Origin of the sequence: Blastococcus sp. TF02-8, from assembly GCF_003319175.1 — a bacterium.
Taxonomy (GTDB): domain Bacteria; phylum Actinomycetota; class Actinomycetes; order Mycobacteriales; family Geodermatophilaceae; genus Blastococcus.
The window spans coordinates 23,763-43,505 of the sequence record NZ_QOHK01000013.1; the positions used below are offsets into that span (position 1 = coordinate 23,763).

Below are 19,743 nucleotides of genomic sequence, written 5' to 3' on the forward strand. Positions count from 1 at the left end.
AGGTGGGAGCGGGCTCCTCTTCTGGTTCAGCGGCCCGGGGCGGGGCCGCTGAGTGGTTCGCGCGCCTCGATGTAGCGGGGAGGCACGCCCACTCTACAGCGTGTCCGTCCTCCGCGGCATTCCCCCCTCGCGAGGGACTGGAACGGCCCCGCGCAGCGGCTCGCGCTGAGCTCGCGAGGCGGAGCACCACAGCGGCCGTTCTTCAGTCGTCGTAGAGCAGCGGGGGGCGCACCGGGTCGTTCGCCCGCGCCGCGGCGTGCAGCGCGCGCAGGCCCTCGACCCCGCGCACCGCCGTCTCCCCGTCGAAGGCCTGCAGTCCCAGCAGCGAGACCTCGTCCCCGTTCTCCAGCAGCAGCGAGCCCCAGTAGGACTTCTCGTCGAACCGCACCGCGCGCACGGCCGTCCACGGGAGCTCGTGGTGGATCAGCAGGTTGCGGATCCGGACGCCGGACGCATCGGCGTCGATGCGCGAGCGCCCCAGGAAGACGACCCCCGCGGCGAGCACCACGCCGAGGCCGGCGATCGCGACCTGGTCCACCACCCCGTAGTCGACGACCGTGTTGGTCGTCCCCGGGAGGGAGAGCGCCGCGAGCACCATCACGAGCACCACGACCACCGCCAGGACGGTGAGCAGCTGACGCATGCGACGGGGGACGATGGAGACCGCCGCAGGGGCCTGGGGTCCGGACACGCCACCATTCTCCCAGCCGCCGCCCGGACCGCTCCTGGCAGAGTGCGGTGTCGTGGAGATCACCGGCACCGCCCAGCACGAGGCCTGGGAGGCACGCACCCTCCCCCCGGTCGAACAGCTGCGACCCGACCTCTGGTCGATCCCGGTACCGATCCCGCACAACCCGCTGCGCTACGTCAGCACCTACGCCTTCGCCCTCGAGGGGGGCGGCCTGGGTCTGATCGACACCGGCTGGGAGAGCGAGGAGGGCTGGGCTGCCCTCACCCGTGGCCTGTCCTCGATCGGTGGCGGAGTCGGGGACCTGCGCGGAGTCCTCGTCACGCACCTGCACTTCGACCACCTGGGGCTCGCCGCCCGGGTGCGCGAGGCCAGCGGCGCCTGGATCGCCATGCACCCGGCCGACGTGGACGCCGTCCGCCGGCTGACCACGACGGAGACCCAGGCGGCGGTGGACGGGGAGGTGGCCTTCCTCGTCGGCCTCGGCGCACCCCGCGAGGAGGCGCTCAGCGACGTCGGCGGGGCGGAGAACCTCGCCGGGTTCTCCCGGATGGCCGTCGCGGACCGGCTGCTCGAGGACGGCGAGCTCGCCGACTTCCCCGGCTGGGACCTGCGCGCGGTGCACACGCCCGGGCACACCCCGGGCCACCTCTGCTTCGCCGAGGAGCGCACCGGGCTGTTCTTCGCCGGCGACCACGTGCTGCCGAAGATCAGCCCCAACATCTCCACCAGCCCCGGCTCCGGCCCCGACGGCGACCCGCTCGGGGACTTCATGACCTCCCTGCAGGCCGTCCGCGACCTGGACCCGACCGAGGTGCTTCCGGCCCACGAGTGGCGCTTCCGCGGCCTGGCCGAACGGGTCGACTCGCTCACCGACCACCACGAGCGGCGGATGGCCGAGCTGCTGGCCGCGATCCGCGCACACCCGGGTTCGACCCCGTGGGACCTCGCCGCCCACCTGACCTGGTCGCGCCCCTGGGAGCAGTACGCGCGGCGGATGCGGATCTTCGCGATCACCGAGACCGACGCCCACCTCCGGCTGCTGGCCCGCCGTGGTCTGGTGGTCGGCAGCGGCGATCCCGTGCAGACGTGGACCGCCGCCGTCCGGTGAGCCCGGCGGATCTGGTCCAGCGGGTTCTCGCCGCTCCCCCGCGCCTGGGCCGCACCCGACTGGTCTGCGTCGACGGGCCGGCCGGGTCGGGGAAGACGACGCTGGCCGGCCGGCTCGCAGATGCACTTCCCGGCGAGGTCACGGTCGTGCACATGGACGACCTCTACGCCGGGTGGGCGCTGACCGGCGCCGTCGCGAGGCTGTCCTCGGGTGTCCTGCGCCCGGTGTCGGAGGGGCGCCCCGGGAGCTTCCACCGCTACGACTGGTCCGCTGCCCGGTTCTCCTCCGGAGCGACACCGGTGCCCGTCCCGGCCGTGCTGGTGGTCGAGGGCTGCGCCAGTGCCTCGCGAGCGGTCGACCCCTGGGCCACCCTGCGGATCTGGGTGGAAGCACCCGCGGCTCTCCGGCTGGCCCGGGGGCTCGCGCGCGACGGCGCGGACCTGGCGCCCGAGTGGCACCGGTGGCAGCGCCTGGAGGCCGCCCACTTCGCCGCCGACGGCACCCGCGACCGGGCCGACGTCGTCGTCGACGGCGGTGCGTGACTCCGCTCACGAACCGCACCCGGGGCCGTGGAGGACACACGCCGGAAACCCCCGTCGACCACCATGGGGAGGACCGCTGGCGAGGGGGACACGTGACCGACACCGTCCGGGAACAGCCGACCGAGGTGCTGCCGCTGGCCGGGTACACCGTCGCGGTGACCGCGGCCCGCCGCGCCGAGGAGCTCGGCGCGCTGCTGGACCGGCGCGGCGCCCGGGTCGTGCAGGCACCGGCGATCCGGATCGTCCCGCTCGCCGACGACGCCGAGCTGGTCGCGGCCACCCGCCGGGTGCTGGAGGCGCCGGTCGACCTGGCCGTTGCCACCACCGGGGTGGGCTTCCGCGGGTGGCTCGAGGCGGCCGAGGCGTGGGACCTCCCGCTGGTGGAGCACCTGTCGGGCGCGCGCGTCCTCGCCCGGGGCCCCAAGGCGCGCGGAGCGATCCGCGGTGGCGGGCTGGTCGACGCGTGGTCGCCGGAGTCCGAGTCCTCGGCCGAGGTGCTGGAGCACCTGCTGTCGGGTGCCGAGGGTCCGCTGGCCGGGCGGCGCATCGCCGTCCAGCTGCACGGTGACCCGCTGCCGGACCTCGTCTCGGGCCTGCGGGACGCCGGTGCCGACGTGCTGACGGTGCCGGTCTACCGCTGGGTCCTGCCCGAGGACGTCGCCCCGGTGCGCCGGCTGGTCGCCTCGGTCGTCGCCGGCGGGATCGACGCGGTGACCTTCACCAGCGCCCCTGCCGCAGCCAGCCTGCTGCAGGTCGCCGAGGAGCTCGGGCAGCGGGAGACGCTGGTCGGGGCGCTGCGGGAGCGGGTGCTGGTCGTCGCCGTCGGCCCGGTCACCGCCGGTCCGTTGGACGCCGCGGGCATCCCCTCCGCCCGGCCCGAGCGGTCCAGGCTGGGCGCGCTCGCCCGGGAGGTGGTGGCCCGCCTGCCGGAGCGCGACCCGGTCCTGCCGGTCGGCCCGCACACGCTGCAGGTGCGGGGGCACGCCGTGGTCGTGGACGACCGGCTCGTCGAGCTGGCGCCGGGCCCGCTGGCGGTGCTGCGGGAGCTGGCCCGCCGCCCGGGGCACGTCGTCGGCCGGGCGGAGCTGGTGTCGGCGCTGCCGGGCGGCGGCGACGGGCACGCGGTCGAGATGGCGGTGACCCGCCTGCGCGCCGCGCTCGGGGCGCCGCTGGTGGAGACCGTGGTGAAGCGGGGCTACCGGCTCAAGATCTGAGGTCGCGTCGCATCAGGATGCGCGGGAAGCCGTTGATGACCGAGTCGGTGTCGGCCGCCTTGACGAAGCCGGCCCGCTCGAAGAGCGCCCGGGTGCCGACGTAGGCCATCGTGAGGTCGACCTTCCGGCCCTCGTTGTCCACGGGGTAGGACTCGATGGCCGGGGCCCCGGCGGCGCGCGCGTGCTCCACCGCGCCGGCGACCAGCGAGTGGGAGATGCCCTTCTTGCGGTGCCCCGGGCGGACGCGGACGCACCACAGCGACCAGACGTCGAGGTCGTCCACGTGCGGGATCTTCCGGTTGGTGGCGAAGGCGGTGTCCTTGCGCGGGTGCACCGCGGCCCATCCGACGACCTCGCCGTCCTCGTGGGCCAGCACCCCCGGCGGCGGGTCCTGGCCCACGAGCTCCCGCACCCGCTCACCCCGGGCAGGACCGGCCAGCGAGAGGTTCTCCTTGGACGGGATGCGGTAGCTCAGGCACCAGCAGACGTTCGACTCCGGCCGCTTGGGCCCGACCATCGTCGCGACGTCGTCGAACCGGGTCGCGGGGCGCACCTCGATCGCCATGACGGGCATCCTGGCAGCCTCCACCGCCCCCGTGAGGGTGATCAGGTCTCCTGATCGTCACGGGTCCTCCCTCACGGTCGATCGCGAGGGAGGACCCGTAACCGTGAGGGAGGATGCCGGGATCAGACGCGGCCGAGCGCGCGGCCGGGGCGCAGGTAGACGAACCAGGTGACCGCGACGCAGACGACGTAGAACCCGATGAACGCCACGTACGCGGAGTCACCCGTGCCCGTCGTCATGAACGACTGCCGGAACGCCAGGTTGACCAGCACTCCCCCGAAGGCCCCGACCGCCCCCGCGATCCCGATCAGCGCCCCGGACATCCGCAGCGCCCGCCGGTCGGCCTCCCCGGGATCGCGCCCCTCGGCCACCTGCTGCAGCGCCTGCGAACGGAAGATCGCCGGGATCATCTTGTAGGTCGACCCGTTCCCGATGCCGCTGAGCACGAACAGCACCACGAAGCCGACGACGAACAGCGGCAGCGATGCCACCTGGCTCGCCGTCCACACCACCGCGGCGCCCGCCGCCATGGCCACGAACGTGAGGCAGGTGATGAGCGCGCCGCCGAACCGGTCGGCCAGCGAGCCGCCGAACGGCCGGATCAGCGATCCCAGGAGCGGTCCCAGCCAGGTCAGCGAGGCGGCCGCCAGGGGCGTCGCGAAGGAGTCGGCGAACTGGTTCTGCAGCACCTGACCGAACGCGAACCCGAATCCGATGAACGAGCCGAAGGTGCCGATGTAGAGGAACGCCATGAACCAGGTGTGCGGCTCGCGGGTGGCCTCGCGCAGGGCCCGCGGCTGGTTGCGCACCATGGTCAGGTTGTCCATGAGCAGGGCGGCTCCGACCGCTGCGACGACGATCAGCGGGAGGTAGATCCACAGGATCAACCGCGGGTGGTCGGCACCGGCGGTGGCCAGCACGAGCAGGCCGACGAGCTGGACGACGGGGACGCCGAGGTTGCCGCCGCCGGCGTTGAGGCCGAGCGCCCAGCCCTTGAGCCGGTCGGGGTAGAACGCGTTGATGTTGGCCATCGAGCTGGCGAAGTTGCCGCCGCCGACCCCGGCGAGGCAGGCGACGACGAGCAGCGTGCCGTAGTCGACGCCGGGCTCCAGCACGATCGCCGTCGCGGCGGCGGGGACGAGCAGGAGCGCCGCGCTGACGATGGTCCAGTTCCGCCCGCCGAACCGGGCGACGGCGAAGGTGTACGGCAGCCGCACGAAGGCGCCGAGCGCCGTGGGAAGCGCGGTGAGCAGGAACTTGCCGGCCGGGTCGATGCCGAACACCGGCTCGGGCAGGAAGAGCACGAGCACCGACCACAGGCTCCAGATGGAGAAGCCCACGTGCTCGGAGAAGACGGAGAAGAAGAGGTTGCGGCGGGCGACCCGCTTGCCCGACGTCTCCCAGAACTCGGGATCCTCGGGACGCCAGTCGTCGATCCACCGGCCCGCTCGCTCCGGTGGGACGGACGGGGCCGAGGGTGGCGAGGCGGACGGCGAGCGGGTGGGAGCAGCCATGCCGACGACGGTGGCGGCCCAGGGTTTCCCCGGCGTCGCCCCCCGGGTGAACTCCTGTTCCGTTTCGCTCACTCCGCGTGCCCCGCTGTGGTGAGGCCCGTCGCCACCGGCGTGCACCGGGACGGCCCGACCGGCGAGGATCAGCGCGTGAGTGCCGTGGAGGACCCCGCCGAGCAGGCCGCCGACGAGACGCCGTCACCCGGTCGCGACCTCATCGAGGCCGGCAGCCCGGTCGCCGGGTCGATGAGCGCCGCCGCCGCGACCGTGGTGTTCGAGCCGACGACGGCGCGGGTGCAGGTCGATGGACGGTTCGCCGCCGTCCTGCGCACGGCGGCCGGTGACGCCGCAGGGCTGACCGGCCGGGAGCGCGTGCGCGCCGGCGCCGTCCTGGCCTTCGCCGTCGAGTACGCGGCCACGGTCCACCGCAACGGCCGGGCGGTCCGCACCGACCGGTTCTTCACCCCGCGCCCGGGCAGTCGGCCGGTGGCAGAGGAGCTGGCCGAGGCGGTCGTGGCCGCGGCCCGCCGGACGACCGACGAGCGCCGGGTGCGCCATCTGGGCTACCTGCTCGCCGAGGTCGCCGTCTCCGCCGACATCGACGTCGAGCTGGTGTCCCGCGCCCTGCGGTCGGCCGAGGTCCTCACCTGGCGTCAGCTGGCCCTGCTGGCCGCCGTCGGACGGCGGGACCGCGTGCCGCTGCCCATGACACCGCTGGAGGACGATCCGCGTGCCTGGACCGCCTGGGGCGCGCGCGAGGACCTCGTCGACCTGCAGCGTGCCGGCCTGCTCGATCCGCCGCCGGCGCAGCCGCGTCCCGGTGGTGCCGCACTCCCCCGCCTCCGGGCGGCCGATCTGCGCCTGACCCGTCGCGGTGTCCTGGTCCACCGGCTCCTGGTGCTGGAGGTCCTGCGCGACGAGGCGGTCATCGCGGCCCTGGCCGATCTGGGCCTGCCCCGCTCCTAGCCCACCCGGCGGGCGACCAGCACCGTGTCGGGCGTGGTGTTGCCGGTGCGCTCCGCGGCCTGCGGGTCGCGGTCGCGGGTCTCGGTGAGGACGGACTCCCACTCGGCCGGGTCGAGCACCGCGGCCACCTCCTCGGCGGTGTACATCGCCTCCGGGTCGTGCCGGTGCGAGGGTTGCTCACCGGAGGGCTCGTGGTCGTGGGCGGTACCGCCCTCCATCAGGTGGCCCACGACCAGGAGCGTCCCGCCGGGCGCCACCGCCGCGGCCAGCCGCTCGAACAGCTCGGCCCGGGAGGCGCCGCGGGCGTGCAGGTAGTGCGCGGTCACCAGGTCGTAGCGGGTGGGCGGCGTCCACACGTCCAGGTCCGCCTGGACCCAGTCCACGTCGAGACCCTGTGCGCGCCCCTGTGCGGCAGCCCGCTCCAGAGCCACGGTGGAGAAGTCGACGCCGGTCACCCGCCACCCCCGCTCGGCGAGCCAGAGCGCATCGGCGCCCTCGCCGCAGCCGGCGTCGAGCGCGGTACCGGGCGTCAGATCCGTCGCCTCGACGACGAGCTGCCGGTTCGGCCGTCCGCTCCACACCGATGGCGCGGACCGGTACAGCTCCTCGTAGGACTCCCGGTCGGTCGCCCTCATGCCGCCACGCTCCGCTTCTGGGCCACCGCGGCCCGGGTGTCCTCGCTGATCAGGTCCGCATTGATCATCGCCCCTGCGCGCAGTCCCTGGGCGGCCGCCACGACGACCTGCGCGCTCAGGTCGCCCGCGTTGCCGGCCACCCAGACGCCCGGGACGTCGGTGCGCCCGGTGGGGTCGGCCGGCAGGTAGGTGCCCATCACCGCCCCGTGCATCTCCTGCGGGACCGGCTCCGCCCCGAGTGCCCCGAGCAGGCCTGCGTTCGCCGTGAACCGGGGGCTCACGACGACGGCGTCCCGGGCGATGAGCTCACCGGTGGCCAGGCGGACGTCGGCGCCGCCCTCCAGACCGGCCACCTCGTCGCGCACGATCCGCACCCCGCGGGCCTCGAGCTGCTCGAGTTCCTCGGCGTTCGGCTCGGTGCCGGTGTGCACGAAGAGGACCACGTCGGCGGTCCACTGGCGCCACAGCAGGGAGGCGTAGGCGCCGACCACCCCGGTGCTGACGATGCCGACGGCCCGGTCGCGGACCTCCCATCCGTGGCAGTAGGGGCAGTGCAGCACCGTGCTCCCCCACCGCTCGGCGACGCCGGGCAGCTCCGGCAGCTCGTCGGTGAGCCCGGTCGCCAGCAGCAGCCTCCGCGCGCGCACGGACGCCCCGCCGTCCAGCTCGACCCGGAAGCCGTCGTCCTGGCCCACTACGGCGGCCACCCGGCCGTCGACCACGGTGGCGCCGTAGCTCTCCGCCTCCGCCCGCCCGATCGCGTACAGCTGGGACGGCGGGGCGCCCTCCCGGCCCAGGTAGTTGTGCACGTGACCGGCCGGTGCGTTGCGCGGCTGCCCCGCATCCACCACCAGCACCCTGCGCCGGGCACGGGCCAGGGTGAGCGCTCCGCTCAGCCCCGCCGCGCCGCCTCCGATGACCACCACGTCGTACCGCTCGTCCATGCCCACCACTCTCCGCAAGGAGGAGGCCTCTGGCAATTTCCGTTGCCGAAGTGGCAAACTGCTGGCGTGACCGACGACGACGTCCTGCAGAACGTGGGCCCACGGCTGCGGGCGCTGCGCACTGAGCGCGGGGCGACCCTCACCGACGTCGCCGGGACCACCGGCATCTCGGTCAGCACCCTGTCCCGGCTGGAGTCCGGCGGGCGCCGGCCCACCCTCGAGCTGCTGCTGCCCCTGGCCCGCAGCTACGGCGTCGCGATCGACGACCTGGTGGACACCCCGGCACCGGCCGACCCTCGGGTGCACGGGCGGCCGATCGAGCGCGACGACGGCATGACGATGGTGCCGCTGACCCGGCAGGCCGGTGGGCTGCAGTCCAACAAGATGATCCTCCCGCCCCGCTGGCGCGTGGGCGACACCGACTAGAAGACGCACGAGGGCTACGAGTGGCTCTACGTGCTCTCCGGCCGCATCCGGCTGCTGCTGGGCGCGCGGGACTTCGTGCTGGAGACGGGCGAGGTCGTGGAGTTCGACACCCGGGTGCCGCACACCTTCTCCAACCCCTTCCCCGAGCCGGCCGAAGGCCTGGTGCTGTTCGGACCGCAGGGCGAGCGCATGCACGTGCGCGCCCGCCCGCAGGGCCGCTGACGTGGTCGGCCGGAGTGGCGCGCCGGCCCTCGCGGGGCTGCTCGCCCTGACCGGTTGCGCGGACGGTGGGGCGGCCTGCACGGCGGTCGGCTGGAACAACGCGGTCGTGGTGGAGTTCGCCGAGGGCTGGCGTGCGGTCGAGGGAGGCGTCACGGTCGAGTGCGACCCCGCCTGCTACACCGACGTGCTCGTGGACCCCGAGGCGGCGACGGTCGACCCGGCCGACGGCGAATCGGCGACCGGGCTGCTCGGCATGTCCACCCCGGGATCGATCGTCGTGCGCGTCATCGGCGCCGACGGGGCGCGCCTGACCGAGGTCGACGCCGACCTCGACTGGCGCCGGGTCGGAGGCACCGAGGAGTGCGGCGGGCCGCACGAGGCGACCGTCGTCGTCCCCGCGCCCTGAGGGGTCAGGCCGAGCGGGCGTAGGCCGCCGGCGTCGTCGCGAGCATCCGGCGGAAGTGCCGCGTCAGGTGCGCCTGGTCGTAGAAGCCGGCGGCCGTCGCCACCTCCGCGGCCGGCACCCCGTCGAGGAGCAGCCGCCGGGCCAGGTCGATCCGCCGGCCGGTCAGGTAGCGGTGCGGCGACACGCCGTGCCGCCGCGTGAAGGCCCGGACCAGGTGCGTCGGCGACACCCTGAACCGCGCGGCGGCCACCGCCAGGTCCACACCGTCCACCACGCAGGCGTCGAGCAGCTCGCGCAGCGCGTCGGCCACGCGGGCGTTCCGCACCGGCGCCGCCGGGACGACGGTCGAGTCCAGGTGCTGCACCAGCCGCTCGACCACGATGGCCAGCCGGCTCTGCGCCTCCAGGGCCTCCGCCCGGGGCGTCAGTGCGCCGTGCAGCCGCGACACGCGGTCGCGCAGCTCGCGGTCGGCGAACTCCGGCCGGTCGACCGCGTGGCCGACCCGATCGGCGCCCAGCACCGCGGGCTCCAGGTACAGGACGCGTTTGCGGAACCCGCCGGGGAACTGCGACCGGCCGTCGTGCGGCACGCCGGGAGGGAGCAGGGTGACCACGTCCCGCGAGGCGCCGTGCGCGTGCCGGTCCAGGTCGTAGCGGACCGCGCCGTCGTCGACGAGCAGCAGGGTCCACCCGTCGTGGGTGTGCGAGGGGTAGGCGTGGTCGGTGAACCGGGCGTGCAGCACCTCGGTCAGCCCAGGCACCCGAGGGCGCCAGGCCACCACCTCGGCCGGGCCGGTCACGTCAGGAACGTACAAGACCGGCGCGCCCCGCGACCGGGACGCTGACCGCCGTGACGACCGCGGAGAGCACCGACCACGAGACCATCGTCCCCGGCGAGTCGGGCCCGCCATGGCCGACGAAGATCGTCGTGCTGCTCCGGGAGGGGTTGCTCCCCTGGCAGGAGCTCAACGTCACCGCCTTCCTGGCCGGCGCCCTCGCGGCGGCGGTCCCGGAGCTGGTCGGCCGCCCCTACGAGGACGCCGACGGCACCCGTTACCTGCCCATGATCCGCCAGCCGGTGCTGGTGATGACCGGCTCGGCCGACGTCCTGGCCGCGGCCCGGGAGCGTGCGCTGCAGCGCGGGCTGCCGACCTCGCTGTTCACCGCGGACCTGTTCGCCACGGGCGGCGACGCCGAGAACCGCGCGGCGGTGCGGGCGGTGCGCGGCGCCGACCTCGACCTGGTCGGGATCGCGGTCCACGGGCCGAAGAACGGCGTGGACAAGGTGGTGAAGGGCGCGCGGATGCACCCCTGAGCCTCACACGGTGACGACGAGGTCCCCGTCAACCTCCCGCACCGGGTACACCCGGATCGGGGCGGCCCCGCTGGTCGAGGAGCCGTCGGACCAGCGGTAGGCGTACTGGTGCAGCGGGCAGACCAGCACGTCGACGTCGGTCTGCCCGTCGGCGAGCGGACCTCCGGCGTGCGGGCAGGCGGCCTGGGTGGCGTGCAGCGAGCCGTTCCGCAGCCGGAAGACCGCGACCTGCTCGCCGTCGGCGACGAAGGTGCGCCCCTCCCCGGGTGGCACGTCCTCGGCGCGACCCACTACCACCACGGCGGGTGAGACGTCGGTGACGCTCATCGGACCGACACCTTCGGCAGCGCGACCAGCGGCAGGGACGGCCGGAACTGCCCGGGCGTGGCCGGCTCCTCCGCGTCCTGGCCCCAGGGATCGCGGTAGGCGTCGACCGAGCGCTGGAGACCGGCCTCCAGCTCGGCGCAGATGCCCTCGCCGTCCTCCAGCAGGACGAGCTTCAGCTTCTCCAGCCCGACCCGGGGCACGAAGTCGTAGGTGCGCTCCAGCCAGTTGGCGTTCTCCCGGTAGTACTGCAGGAATCGCCCGGCGAGGGCGATCACCGCGTCCCGGCCCTCGACGGTGGCCAGCAGATCGCCCTTGCGCACAGAGGCCCCGGCGGCGCCACCGACGTAGACCTCCCACTTCCCGTTGCCGACCGCCACGACGCCGACGTCCTTGACGTAGGCCTCGGCGCAGTTCCGCGGGCAGCCGACGACGGCCATCTTGATCTTCGCCGGGCTCTCGATGCCCTGGAACCGGGTCTCCAGGTCGATGCCGAGCCGGGTGGAGTCGTCCAGGCCGAAGCGGCAGAAGTCCGAGCCGACGCAGGTCTTCACGGTGCGGAAGCTCTTGCCGTACGCGTAGCCGCTGGGCATGCCGAGGTCGTTCCACATCGCCGGCAGGTCCTCCTTGCGGACACCGAGCAGGTCGATCCGCTGCCCGCCGGTCACCTTGACCATCGGGACCTCGTACTTCTCCGCGACGTCGGCGATCCTCCGCAGCTGCGCCGGCGTCGTCACGCCGCCCTTCATCTGCGGGACGACGGAGAACGTGCCGTCGCGCTGGATGTTGCCGTGCACGCGGTCGTTGATGAACTCCGCGTCCTTCTCCGGCAGGTAGTCCGAGCCCCAGATCATCTTGAGCAGCGAGGTGAGGCCCATCTTCGACTTCGCGTCGTCCTTGCCGCCCGGGGCGAGCATCGCGAAGACCGCCGAGACGCTGCGCAGGTCGTGCTCGCGGATGGCGCGCATCAGCTCGGGCTTGGGCATCGGGATGCCCGGCACGTACCAGGAGGCGGCCGGGTCCTCGGCGAGGTCGCCGTCGGCGGCCCACTCGACGATCTGCTTCACGAGCGACGCGCAGGAGCCGCAGCCCTTGCCGGCGCGGGTGCGGTCCATGACCTCGCCGACGCTGCCGCAGCCGCCTGCGACCGCGCCGCAGATGTCGCCCTTGGAGACGCCGTTGCAGTTGCAGACCTGGGAGTCGTGCGGCATGTCGGCGACCCCGAGCTCCCCATGGGCCGACCCAGCGCCGTCGGAGAGGTCGACCAGCAGCCGGATCCGCTCCTCGGGCAGCGGGGCGCCGCGGTCGAAGGCCTGGGTCAGGAAGGCGACCTTGCGGGTGTCGCCGAGCAGGGTGGCGCCGACCAGCTTGTCGTCGCGGATGACGACCGAGAGGTGCACGCCGCGCTTCGGCTCGGAGATGACCAGGAACTCGTCGTCGTCCCGCTCGGGGGTGTTGATCCCCATGACGGCGACGTCGACGCCGGCGACCTTGAGCTTGGTCGCCGTCCGGCTGCCGTGGTACTCGGCGTCGGGGTTCGTGCCGGTGAGCACGTCGGCCAGCACCTTGGCGTGCTCCCAGGCGGGGGCGACGAGGCCGTAGACCGAGCCGCGGTGCTGGGCGCACTCGCCGATCGCGTAGACGTCGGGGTCGTCGGTGCGCAGCTGGTCGTCGACGACGATCGCCCGCTCCACCTCCAGCCCCGACCGGACGGCGACATCGGTGTGCGGTCGGACCCCTGCGGCGACGACGAGCAGGTCGCAGTCGATGCGCCGCCCGTCCTTCAACACCACACCCTCGACGTGCTCGGAGCCCAGCACCTCCGTGGCCAGTACGTCGAGGTGCACGGTGATGCCCAGCTCCTCGACGCTCTTCTCGAGGATGCTCCCGGCCTCCCGGGAGAGCTGGGCGTTCATCAGCCACGGCATCGCGTGCACGAGCTCGACGTGCATCCCGTGGCCCTGCAGCGCGCGGGCCGCCTCCAGGCCGAGCAGCCCGCCGCCCATCACCACGGCGCGGGTGCAGCGGCTGGTGGCCTCGAGCATCGCGCGGGTCTCGTCGATGGTGCGGAAGCCGTAGACGCCCGGGAGCAGCTCGCCCTCGTCGGTCCGGACGCCGTTCATGGGCGGGATCCACGAGTAGCTGCCGGTGGCCAGCACCAGGTGGTCGTAGGCGGTGACGCTGCCGTCGGCGGCGTGCACCTGCTTGGCGGCGGTGTCGATCCGCTCCACCCGGACGCCGGCCCGCAGGTCGATGCCGTTGTCGGCGTACCAGTCGTGCGAGTTGAGCACGATGTCGTCCTCGGACGACTCCCCGGCCAGCACCGGGCTGAGCATGATCCGGTTGTAGTTGCCGTGCGGCTCGTCGCCGAAGACGGTGATGCGGAACTGCTCGCCGCCCCCGCGCTCGAGCACCTCCTCCACGAAGCGGGCGCCGGCCATGCCGTTGCCGACCACGACGAGGCGGCTGCGGGAATCGAGGTCGTCGTCCAGGTGCAGGGTGCTGGCGCCGGCGAGCCGGGCGCCGAGGATCCCGCGGGTCTGGGTCATCGTCATCAGACCTCCACCAGACCCAGGTCGACCACGATCTCGCCGGTGACGCCCTCGGGGGCGGCGGCATGCAGCTCGACCACCGAGCCGCCGGGGAGGTCCTCGACCACGCGCAGCGGCACGTGGGTGTCGGCCTTCGCCCCGATCGGGAACCACCTCATCGGCTCGCCGTCCCGGACGAGCAGCACGTAGACCAGCTCGGCCGCCGCATTGCCGCCGCGGAAGTAGAGCGCCTGGGCGCTGCAGCCGGCGGGCACGGTGTAGCGGAGCGCCGGGTCGACGGGGCCGGGCTTGGCCAGCCCCTCGCCGGTGATCGGGAAGACGCCTTGCAGGAAGCGGGGTGTGCTCTTCACGGTGCTCCTCTTCCGGGTGGGACGGCGGGGTTCGGGGGCGGTCGGCTGGGCGTGGTCGCGGGGCTGCGGCTGGGTCGCCGCGGGTGGCGGTGGGACGCGTTCCTCCGGGCCGCTGACGCGGGTGACGGCGACGGCGCAGACCTTGAAGGCGGGCATCCTCGACATCGGGTCCAGCGCGGCGTCGGTGAGCGCGTTGGCGCTGGCACCGCCGCCCCAGTGGAAGGGCACGAAGACGACGTCGGGCCGGACGGTGTCGGTCACCTGGGCGTGGAAGCGGGCGCGACCGCGACGGGTGGCGAGCTCCACGACGTCGTCCTGCTCGATGTCCAGCCGGCGCGCGAGGTCGGGGTGCAGCTCGGCGCGGGGCGTGGGCGCGACCAGCTGCAGGCTGCGGGTGCGGCGGGTCTGGGTGCCCGACTGGTACTGGGCGAGCACGCGCCCGGTGGTGAGCACGAACGGGTGGTCGGCGTCGGGCTGCTCGTGGGCATCGACGTGCTCGACCCGGACGAACCGCGCGCGGCCGTCGGGGGTGGCGAAGCGTTCGGTGAACAGCCGCGGCGTGCCGGGGTGCTCCGGTGAGGGGCAGGGCCAGAAGACGCCCTGCTCCTCGTCGATGCGCCGGTAGCTGATCCCCGAGTAGTCGGCCGCGCCGCCGGCGCTGGCCCGGCGCAGCTCCTCGAAGACGGTCTCCGGGTCACCGCTGAAGTGCCGTCCGGCCCCGAGCCGCTCGGCGAGGGTGGCCAGCAGCTGGAGGTCGTCCGGGACGCCGGTGGGCGGGTCGAGGGCGCGGCGGCGGCGGATCACCCGGCCCTCGACGTTGGTCATCGTCCCGGCCTCCTCCGCCCACATGGCGCTGGGCAGGACGACGTCGGCGAGCTCGGCGGTCTCGGAGAGGAAGAAGTCGCTGACGGCGAGGAAGTCGAGGTCCCCGAGCCGGCTGGCGACCCGGCGCGCGTCCGGCGCGGAGACCGCGACGTTGCTCGCCAGGACCAGCAGCGTGCGGACCCCGCCCTCGGTGCCGAGCGCGTCGAGCAGCTCGAAGGCGCTCTTCCCCGGCATGGGCAGGTCGTCGGGGTCGACGCCCCAGACGGCCGCCACGTGCGCGCGGGCGGCGGGGTCCGCGAGCGACCGGTAGCCGGGCAGCTGGTCGGCCTTCTGGCCGTGCTCGCGGCCGCCCTGCCCGTTGCCCTGGCCGGTGACGGTGCCCCAGCCGCTCCCCCGGCGTCCCGGCAGGCCGAGGGCGAGCGCGAGGTTGATCCACGCCTGCGCGGTGTCGGTGCCGCTGCGGTGCTGCTCGGCCCCGCGGGCGGTCAGGATCATCGCCTTCTCCGCGCGGGCCAGGGCGAACACCGTGCGCCGCTGCTGCTCCACCGGTACGCCGGTGAGCCGCTCCACGCGGTCGGGCCAGTAGGCGGCGATGCCGGTCCGCACCGCCTCGAACCCGGTCGTGCGTGTGCGCACGTAGCCGGTGTCGACGAGCCCCTCGGCGATCGCGATGTGCAGCAGCCCGTTGGCCAGCGCGAGGTCGGTGCCGGGCAGCGGCTGCAGGTGGAGCGCGGCGTTGCGGGCGGTCGCGGTGCGCCGAGCGTCGACGACGATGTGCTGGGCGCCGCGCTCGCGGCCGGCGTCGAACCACTGCATCGCCGGCGGCATGGTGTCGGCCGGGTTGCTGCCCACCAGCACGACGACGTCGGCCTCGGCGATGTCGGCGAGCGGGAACGGCAGGCCGCGGTCCAGCCCGAAGGCGCGGGTGGCGGCCCCGGCGGCCGAGGACATGCAGAACCGGCCGTTGTAGTCGATGGCGGAGGTGCGCAGCGCGACGCGGGCGAACTTGCCGAACTGATAGGCCTGCTCGTTGGTCAGGGAGCCGCCACCGAAGCAGCCGACGGCATCGCGACCGTGGGTGGCCTGGGTGCGGCGGATCGCGTCGACCAGCCGGCCGAGCGCGTCGTCCCAGGTGCTCTCGACCAGCGGGCTGGTGCGGTCGCCGGGGACGGCGCGGACCAGCGGCCGGGTCAACCGCTCGGGGTGGTCGAGGAGCTCGGTGGACGACCAGCCCTTGGAGCACAGGCCGCCGCGGTTGGTCGGGAAGTCCAGCGGGACGAGGGTGGCCGGGCGGTCGCCGGCGGTGACGGCCATCCCGCACTGCAGCGAGCAGTACGGGCAGTGGGTGTTCGTGGTCCGCGTGCCCCGCACGCCTGGGGCGGCCGTGGGAGGCGAGGCGGCGGTGGTCACGGGAACGAGAGTGGGTCGCCGTCGTTTCCCCGCGTCGACCTCGGCGTCAACGCTGCGTTCCGTTCACCTCACGATGGCCGCCGGGCGGGTGTGCGGTGCGGTCGTGGTCGAATTCGGGGGTGACTCCTCCCGGCCCGACCGTCCGCCGGATCGACGACCCCGACGAGCCCGGCCCCGACGTCCGGGTCGCCGAGCAGCGCGACGTACCGGCGATCGCCGCGACGCTCACCGTTGCCCTGGCCGACTCCCGGTGGACCCGCTGGGCCCTGCCCGACGACGGGCGCATGCAGCGGCTGACCCGGTTGCACGAGCTGGACGCCGCGCACCGCGGAGTGGCCACCGGAACGGCCTGGGTGACCGAGGACCGGGACGCCGTCGCCGTGTGGGAACCGCCGGCCGGCGCTTCCGGCACCCGGCCGCTGCCCGACGACGTGCGGCGTGCGCTGGCCGGCGAGCTCCCGTACCTGGGGGCTTCCCGGGCGCGGGTCGTCGCGGAGACCGAGGCGCTGGTCACCGCCGCGCTGCCCGACGAGCCGTACTGGCGGCTTCGGCATCTGGGCGTCCGCCCGTCGTCCCGCCGCCGGGGTCTCGCGGCCGCCGTGCTCGCACCGGTCCTGGTCCGCTGCGACGCCGAGAAGACCAAGGCAGCCGTCGCGGTGTTCAGCTGGGCGAACGTGCGCTTCCTCCGCGGCTTCGGCTTCCAGCCGACCAGCGAGCTGCGCACCGCCGACGACGAGCTCCCGCTGTGGGTGCTGGTCCGCGAACCGCTGTCCCTGAGCTGAAGACCCGTCGGAGAGGACTCCCGTGCCGAGCACCGTCAGTCGCCTGCTGCCCCCGCTGTTCCGCCTGCTCGGCTTCCGGCGGGAGTTCGACTCCCCCGAAGCGCTGCTGAAGGGTGTGCAGGACCGATTGGTGCGCCCGGTTCCCTACGGGCCGCCGCGCCGACTGCGCGGGGTCCGCATCGAGCGGGACGGTGAGCACGAGACGGGCTGGCCGGTCTACCGCGTGCTGCCCGCGAACCGGACGCCCACCGGGGCCGCGGTCTACCTGCACGGCGGCGCCTGGGTCAACCAGATCCACCCGCTGCACTGGCGGCTGGTCGCCGGGCTCGTCGCCCGCACGGGAACGGCGATCACCGTCCCGATCTACCCGCTCGCGCCGATGGGGACGGCGGCGGTGGTGGTCCCCGCCGTCGCCGACCTGCTCGCCGGTCTGGTCGACCGCCACGGCGCCGGGCAGGTGGCCGTGCTGGGCGACTCGGCCGGTGGGCAGATCGCGCTGTCCGCGGCACTGCTGCTGCGCGACCGGGGGGTGCCGCCGCTGCACGGGACGGTGCTGATCTCCCCCGCGCTGGACCTGACGCTCGCGAACCCGGAGATCGACGTCGTCGAGCCGACCGACCCGTGGCTCGCCCGCGCCGGCACGCACGCGGCGATCGACCTGTGGCGGGGGGACCTGCCGCGCACCCACCCCGTGGTCAGCCCGCTCTTCGGAGACCTCACCGGGCTCGGACCCCTGACGGTGTTCAGCGGCACCCGCGACATCACCAGCCCCGACACCCGGCTGCTGGTGCAGCGCGCCCGAGCCGCCGGCGTGCGGGTCGACCACCACGAGGAGGCCGGGCTCGTGCACGTGCACGCGCTCCTGCCGATCCCCGAGGGCAGGCGCGCCCGTCAGGTCATGGCCGACGTCCTCTCCAGCTGACCACCGTGGAGCAGGAGGCCGTCCGCGCCGCGTACGACGTCGTCGCCGAGGACTACGCCGACCTGCTCCGTGAGGAACTGGCCGAAAAGCCGCTGGACCGCGCCCTGCTGGGCGCCTTCGCCGAACTCGTCGGCGATGGGCCCGTGCTCGACGCCGGCTGCGGTCCCGGGCGGATCGCCGGGTACCTCGCGTCGCTGAGGACCGACGTCCGCGGCGTCGACCTCTCCCCCGGCATGGTCGCCGTCGCCCGGCGGGACCATCCCGAGCTGCGGTTCGACGTCGGCTCGCTGACGGCACTCGATGCCCCGGACGCCTCATTCGGCGGGGTGCTGGCCTGGTACTCGCTCATCCATCTGCCACCCGACGCGCTGCGAGGAGCCGTCTCCGAGCTGGCGCGGGTCCTCCGTCCGGGCGGCTACCTGCTGGCCGCCTTCCAGGCCGGCGACGGGAAGGTGCGCCTGGACCGCCCCTACGGTCACGATGTCGTGCTGGATGCTCACCGGCTCGACCCCGACCAGGTGTCGGCGATGCTGGCCGGAGTCGACCTGCCCGTCGTCGCCCGCGCCACCCGTGAGCCTCGGGCACGGGAGCGGACACGGCAGGCCTACCTCCTCGCGAGACGGACGGTGGCGGATGACTGAGAAGACCGACTTCAAGCGGACGCTCGACCCCTATCGGGCCACCCGCCACGAGTTCCGCATCGTCGATGTGCCCGACCTGCGCTACCTGATGATCGACGGGTGCGGCGACCCGAACACCGCACCCGCCTTCGCCGAGGCACTGACGACGCTCTACCCGCTGGCCTACGCGCTGAAGTTCGCGAGCAAGGCCGACCTCGGGCGCGACTACGTCGTCCCGCCGCTGGAGGCGCTGTGGTGGGCCGAGGAGATGGCCGTGTTCACCTCCGCGCGCGACAAGTCTCGCTGGAACTGGACCCTGATGCTGATGGTTCCGGACTGGCTCGGGCAGGAGCACTTCCAGATGGCCGTGGAGCGGGTCGCCGGACGGAGCAACCCTCCACGCCTGGACGACGTCCGCTTCGAGTCGCTGGCCGAGGGGCGCTGCGTGCAGACGTTGCACGTGGGCTCGTTCGACGACGAGACCGGCACCCTCGCTCGCCTGCACGACGAGTTCGTCCCGACGCACGGGTTGCGGATGACCGGCAGGCACCACGAGATCTACCTCAGTGACTTCCGCCGGGTCGCGCCCGAGAGGCAACGCACCATCCTCCGGCAGCCGGTTGCCCCCGAACCGCGGAGCTGACCCACGCGGCAGCGGGACCGTTCTGTCGTCCCGGTACGCCACCATGCCCCGCATGACCGCCACCCCCCGTCTGGAACTCGTCGCCCTCGACGCCGCGGACATCGGGGCGCTCGCCTCGTTCTACGCCGAGCTCGCCGGAGGGGAGGTCGTCCGGACGATGCCGGACTGGATCACGATCCGACTCGTCTCCGGGCAGGAGATCGCCTTCCAGCGCGCTCCGGACCACGTGCCTCCCGAGTGGCCGGGCCAGGAGCATCCGCAGCAGTTCCACCTCGACCTGCTGGTCGACGGCCATGAGGCGGCGGCCGCGCGAGCGGTCGAGCTGGGCGCCACCCGGCTCGCCGAGGGGGCGTCCTGGATCACGCTCGCCGATCCGGCCGGCCATCCGTTCGACCTGTGCCAGCGGGACGGGGTCGGCCCGGCGATGGAGCTGTACGCGGTGACGATCGACGCGCCGGACGCCTCGGCACTCGGGCACTTCTACGCGGACCTGCTCGGGCTGGACGTGGCCTACGACGGCCCGGAGGGCGCGCTGGTGCCCGGCGGCGCCTTCTCGGTCATGGTGCAGCAGATCAGCGACTACACCCCGCCGCGCTGGTCGGATCCGGCCCGACCGCAGCAGGCCCACCTGGACCTGCTCGTCGACGACCTGGATGCCGGAGAGCAGCGCGCGCTGGAACTCGGCGCGATCCGGCTGGAGGGCGGCAGCGAAGGCTTCCGGGTGTTCGCCGACCCCGCCGGCCACCCCTTCTGCCTGACCACCTGAGCAGT

At 74.0% G+C, this 19,743-nt stretch carries 21 protein-coding genes and 1 pseudogene; 13 read left to right on the forward strand and 9 right to left on the reverse strand.

Going from position 1 to position 19,743, the window contains the following annotated elements; translation table 11 throughout:
* Positions 1–202 precede the first annotated feature (202 nt).
* Positions 203–691, reverse strand: coding sequence for a PH domain-containing protein (locus DQ237_RS18190; protein WP_240619728.1), 489 nt, complete (start codon positions 689–691; stop codon positions 203–205).
* Positions 692–743: 52 nt separating this feature from the next.
* On the opposite strand from DQ237_RS18190, the gene DQ237_RS18195 reads away from it, so the two are divergent.
* The 3 genes from DQ237_RS18195 to DQ237_RS18205 all read left to right on the forward strand — a co-directional run bounded on the left by DQ237_RS18195 (position 744) and on the right by DQ237_RS18205 (position 3,555).
* Entirely contained in the window at positions 744–1,799 is a 1,056-nt protein-coding gene (locus DQ237_RS18195) for an MBL fold metallo-hydrolase (protein ID WP_205730281.1), read from the forward strand.
* Positions 1,778–2,341, forward strand: coding sequence for a uridine kinase (locus DQ237_RS18200; protein WP_113801564.1), 564 nt, complete (start codon positions 1,778–1,780; stop codon positions 2,339–2,341). The genes DQ237_RS18195 and DQ237_RS18200 overlap by 22 nt, the downstream gene beginning before the upstream one ends.
* 92 nt (positions 2,342–2,433) lie before the next feature.
* Positions 2,434–3,555: a uroporphyrinogen-III synthase gene (locus DQ237_RS18205; RefSeq protein WP_113801565.1), complete on the forward strand. Its 1,122-nt coding sequence runs from the start codon at positions 2,434–2,436 to the stop codon at positions 3,553–3,555.
* On the opposite strand, the gene DQ237_RS18210 is transcribed toward DQ237_RS18205, so the two are convergent.
* Positions 3,545–4,120: a GNAT family N-acetyltransferase gene (locus tag DQ237_RS18210; RefSeq protein WP_113801613.1), complete on the reverse strand. Its 576-nt coding sequence runs from the start codon at positions 4,118–4,120 to the stop codon at positions 3,545–3,547. The two genes, DQ237_RS18205 and DQ237_RS18210, sit on opposite strands and share 11 nt — an antisense overlap.
* 122 nt (positions 4,121–4,242) lie before the next feature.
* Positions 4,243–5,634, reverse strand: a complete 1,392-nt coding sequence (locus DQ237_RS18215) for an MFS transporter (RefSeq protein WP_113801566.1) — start codon at positions 5,632–5,634, stop codon at positions 4,243–4,245.
* 147 nt (positions 5,635–5,781) lie between these two features.
* Here DQ237_RS18215 and DQ237_RS18220 point away from each other — a divergent pair, with 147 nt between their 5' ends.
* The gene (locus DQ237_RS18220) at positions 5,782–6,597 is read left to right on the forward strand and encodes a hypothetical protein (protein WP_113801614.1); all 816 of its coding nucleotides are present in this window, start codon (positions 5,782–5,784) and stop codon (positions 6,595–6,597) included.
* Here the strand turns inward: DQ237_RS18220 and DQ237_RS18225 are convergent.
* Together DQ237_RS18225 and DQ237_RS18230 are read right to left on the reverse strand one after the other, a co-directional pair.
* A complete protein-coding gene (locus DQ237_RS18225; protein WP_113801567.1) occupies positions 6,594–7,232 on the reverse strand; it encodes a bifunctional 2-polyprenyl-6-hydroxyphenol methylase/3-demethylubiquinol 3-O-methyltransferase UbiG in 639 nt (212 codons plus the stop codon). The two genes, DQ237_RS18220 and DQ237_RS18225, sit on opposite strands and share 4 nt — an antisense overlap.
* On the reverse strand, positions 7,229–8,176 hold the full coding sequence (locus tag DQ237_RS18230; protein ID WP_113801615.1) for an NAD(P)/FAD-dependent oxidoreductase: 948 nt from the start codon (positions 8,174–8,176) through the stop codon (positions 7,229–7,231). The genes DQ237_RS18225 and DQ237_RS18230 overlap by 4 nt, the downstream gene beginning before the upstream one ends.
* Before the next feature lie 66 nt (positions 8,177–8,242).
* Here DQ237_RS18230 and DQ237_RS20330 point away from each other — a divergent pair, with 66 nt between their 5' ends.
* The 3 genes and pseudogenes from DQ237_RS20330 to DQ237_RS18240 all read left to right on the forward strand — a co-directional run bounded on the left by DQ237_RS20330 (position 8,243) and on the right by DQ237_RS18240 (position 9,230).
* The gene (locus DQ237_RS20330) at positions 8,243–8,602 is read left to right on the forward strand and encodes a helix-turn-helix domain-containing protein (RefSeq protein ID WP_240619729.1); all 360 of its coding nucleotides are present in this window, start codon (positions 8,243–8,245) and stop codon (positions 8,600–8,602) included.
* A 15-nt stretch (positions 8,603–8,617) separates the two neighbouring features.
* A pseudogene (locus DQ237_RS20335) lies at positions 8,618–8,824 on the forward strand (cupin domain-containing protein); the annotation flags it as partial.
* A gap of 1 nt (position 8,825) precedes the next feature.
* Positions 8,826–9,230, forward strand: coding sequence for a hypothetical protein (locus DQ237_RS18240; protein WP_113801568.1), 405 nt, complete (start codon positions 8,826–8,828; stop codon positions 9,228–9,230).
* Between the two features lie 4 nt (positions 9,231–9,234).
* On the opposite strand, the gene DQ237_RS18245 is transcribed toward DQ237_RS18240, so the two are convergent.
* Complete coding sequence (locus tag DQ237_RS18245) at positions 9,235–10,029, reverse strand: AraC family transcriptional regulator (protein WP_240619731.1); 795 nt, start codon at positions 10,027–10,029, stop codon at positions 9,235–9,237.
* A 50-nt stretch (positions 10,030–10,079) separates the two neighbouring features.
* On the opposite strand from DQ237_RS18245, the gene DQ237_RS18250 reads away from it, so the two are divergent.
* A complete protein-coding gene (locus DQ237_RS18250) occupies positions 10,080–10,544 on the forward strand; it encodes a DUF2000 domain-containing protein (RefSeq protein WP_240619732.1) in 465 nt (154 codons plus the stop codon).
* Positions 10,545–10,547: 3 nt separating this feature from the next.
* Here the strand turns inward: DQ237_RS18250 and DQ237_RS18255 are convergent, their stop codons facing one another.
* From DQ237_RS18255 to DQ237_RS18265, 3 genes are read right to left on the reverse strand one after another with little or no spacing between them, the layout of a single operon-like run.
* Positions 10,548–10,871, reverse strand: a complete 324-nt coding sequence (locus DQ237_RS18255) for a Rieske (2Fe-2S) protein (protein WP_113801570.1) — start codon at positions 10,869–10,871, stop codon at positions 10,548–10,550.
* Entirely contained in the window at positions 10,868–13,423 is a 2,556-nt protein-coding gene (nirB, locus tag DQ237_RS18260; RefSeq protein ID WP_240619733.1) for a nitrite reductase large subunit NirB, read from the reverse strand. Before nirB ends, DQ237_RS18255 begins: the two co-directional genes overlap by 4 nt.
* Entirely contained in the window at positions 13,423–16,005 is a 2,583-nt protein-coding gene (locus DQ237_RS18265) for a molybdopterin oxidoreductase family protein (protein ID WP_113801571.1), read from the reverse strand. Before DQ237_RS18265 ends, nirB begins: the two co-directional genes overlap by 1 nt.
* 119 nt (positions 16,006–16,124) lie before the next feature.
* Between DQ237_RS18265 and DQ237_RS18270 the strand changes: the two genes are divergently transcribed.
* From DQ237_RS18270 to DQ237_RS18290, 5 genes are read left to right on the forward strand one after another with little or no spacing between them, the layout of a single operon-like run.
* Complete coding sequence (locus DQ237_RS18270) at positions 16,125–16,787, forward strand: N-acetyltransferase (protein ID WP_113801572.1); 663 nt, start codon at positions 16,125–16,127, stop codon at positions 16,785–16,787.
* A 22-nt stretch (positions 16,788–16,809) separates the two neighbouring features.
* Complete coding sequence (locus tag DQ237_RS18275) at positions 16,810–17,709, forward strand: alpha/beta hydrolase fold domain-containing protein (RefSeq protein WP_113801573.1); 900 nt, start codon at positions 16,810–16,812, stop codon at positions 17,707–17,709.
* 5 nt (positions 17,710–17,714) lie between these two features.
* Positions 17,715–18,350 carry a class I SAM-dependent methyltransferase gene (locus DQ237_RS18280; protein ID WP_113801574.1) on the forward strand — a complete coding sequence of 212 codons (636 nt, stop codon included), beginning with the start codon at positions 17,715–17,717 and terminating at the stop codon, positions 18,348–18,350.
* Positions 18,343–18,972, forward strand: a complete 630-nt coding sequence (locus DQ237_RS18285; protein WP_113801575.1) for a GyrI-like domain-containing protein — start codon at positions 18,343–18,345, stop codon at positions 18,970–18,972. The genes DQ237_RS18280 and DQ237_RS18285 overlap by 8 nt, the downstream gene beginning before the upstream one ends.
* 52 nt (positions 18,973–19,024) lie before the next feature.
* Positions 19,025–19,738, forward strand: coding sequence for a VOC family protein (locus DQ237_RS18290; RefSeq protein ID WP_113801576.1), 714 nt, complete (start codon positions 19,025–19,027; stop codon positions 19,736–19,738).
* Positions 19,739–19,743: the final 5 nt, after the last annotated feature.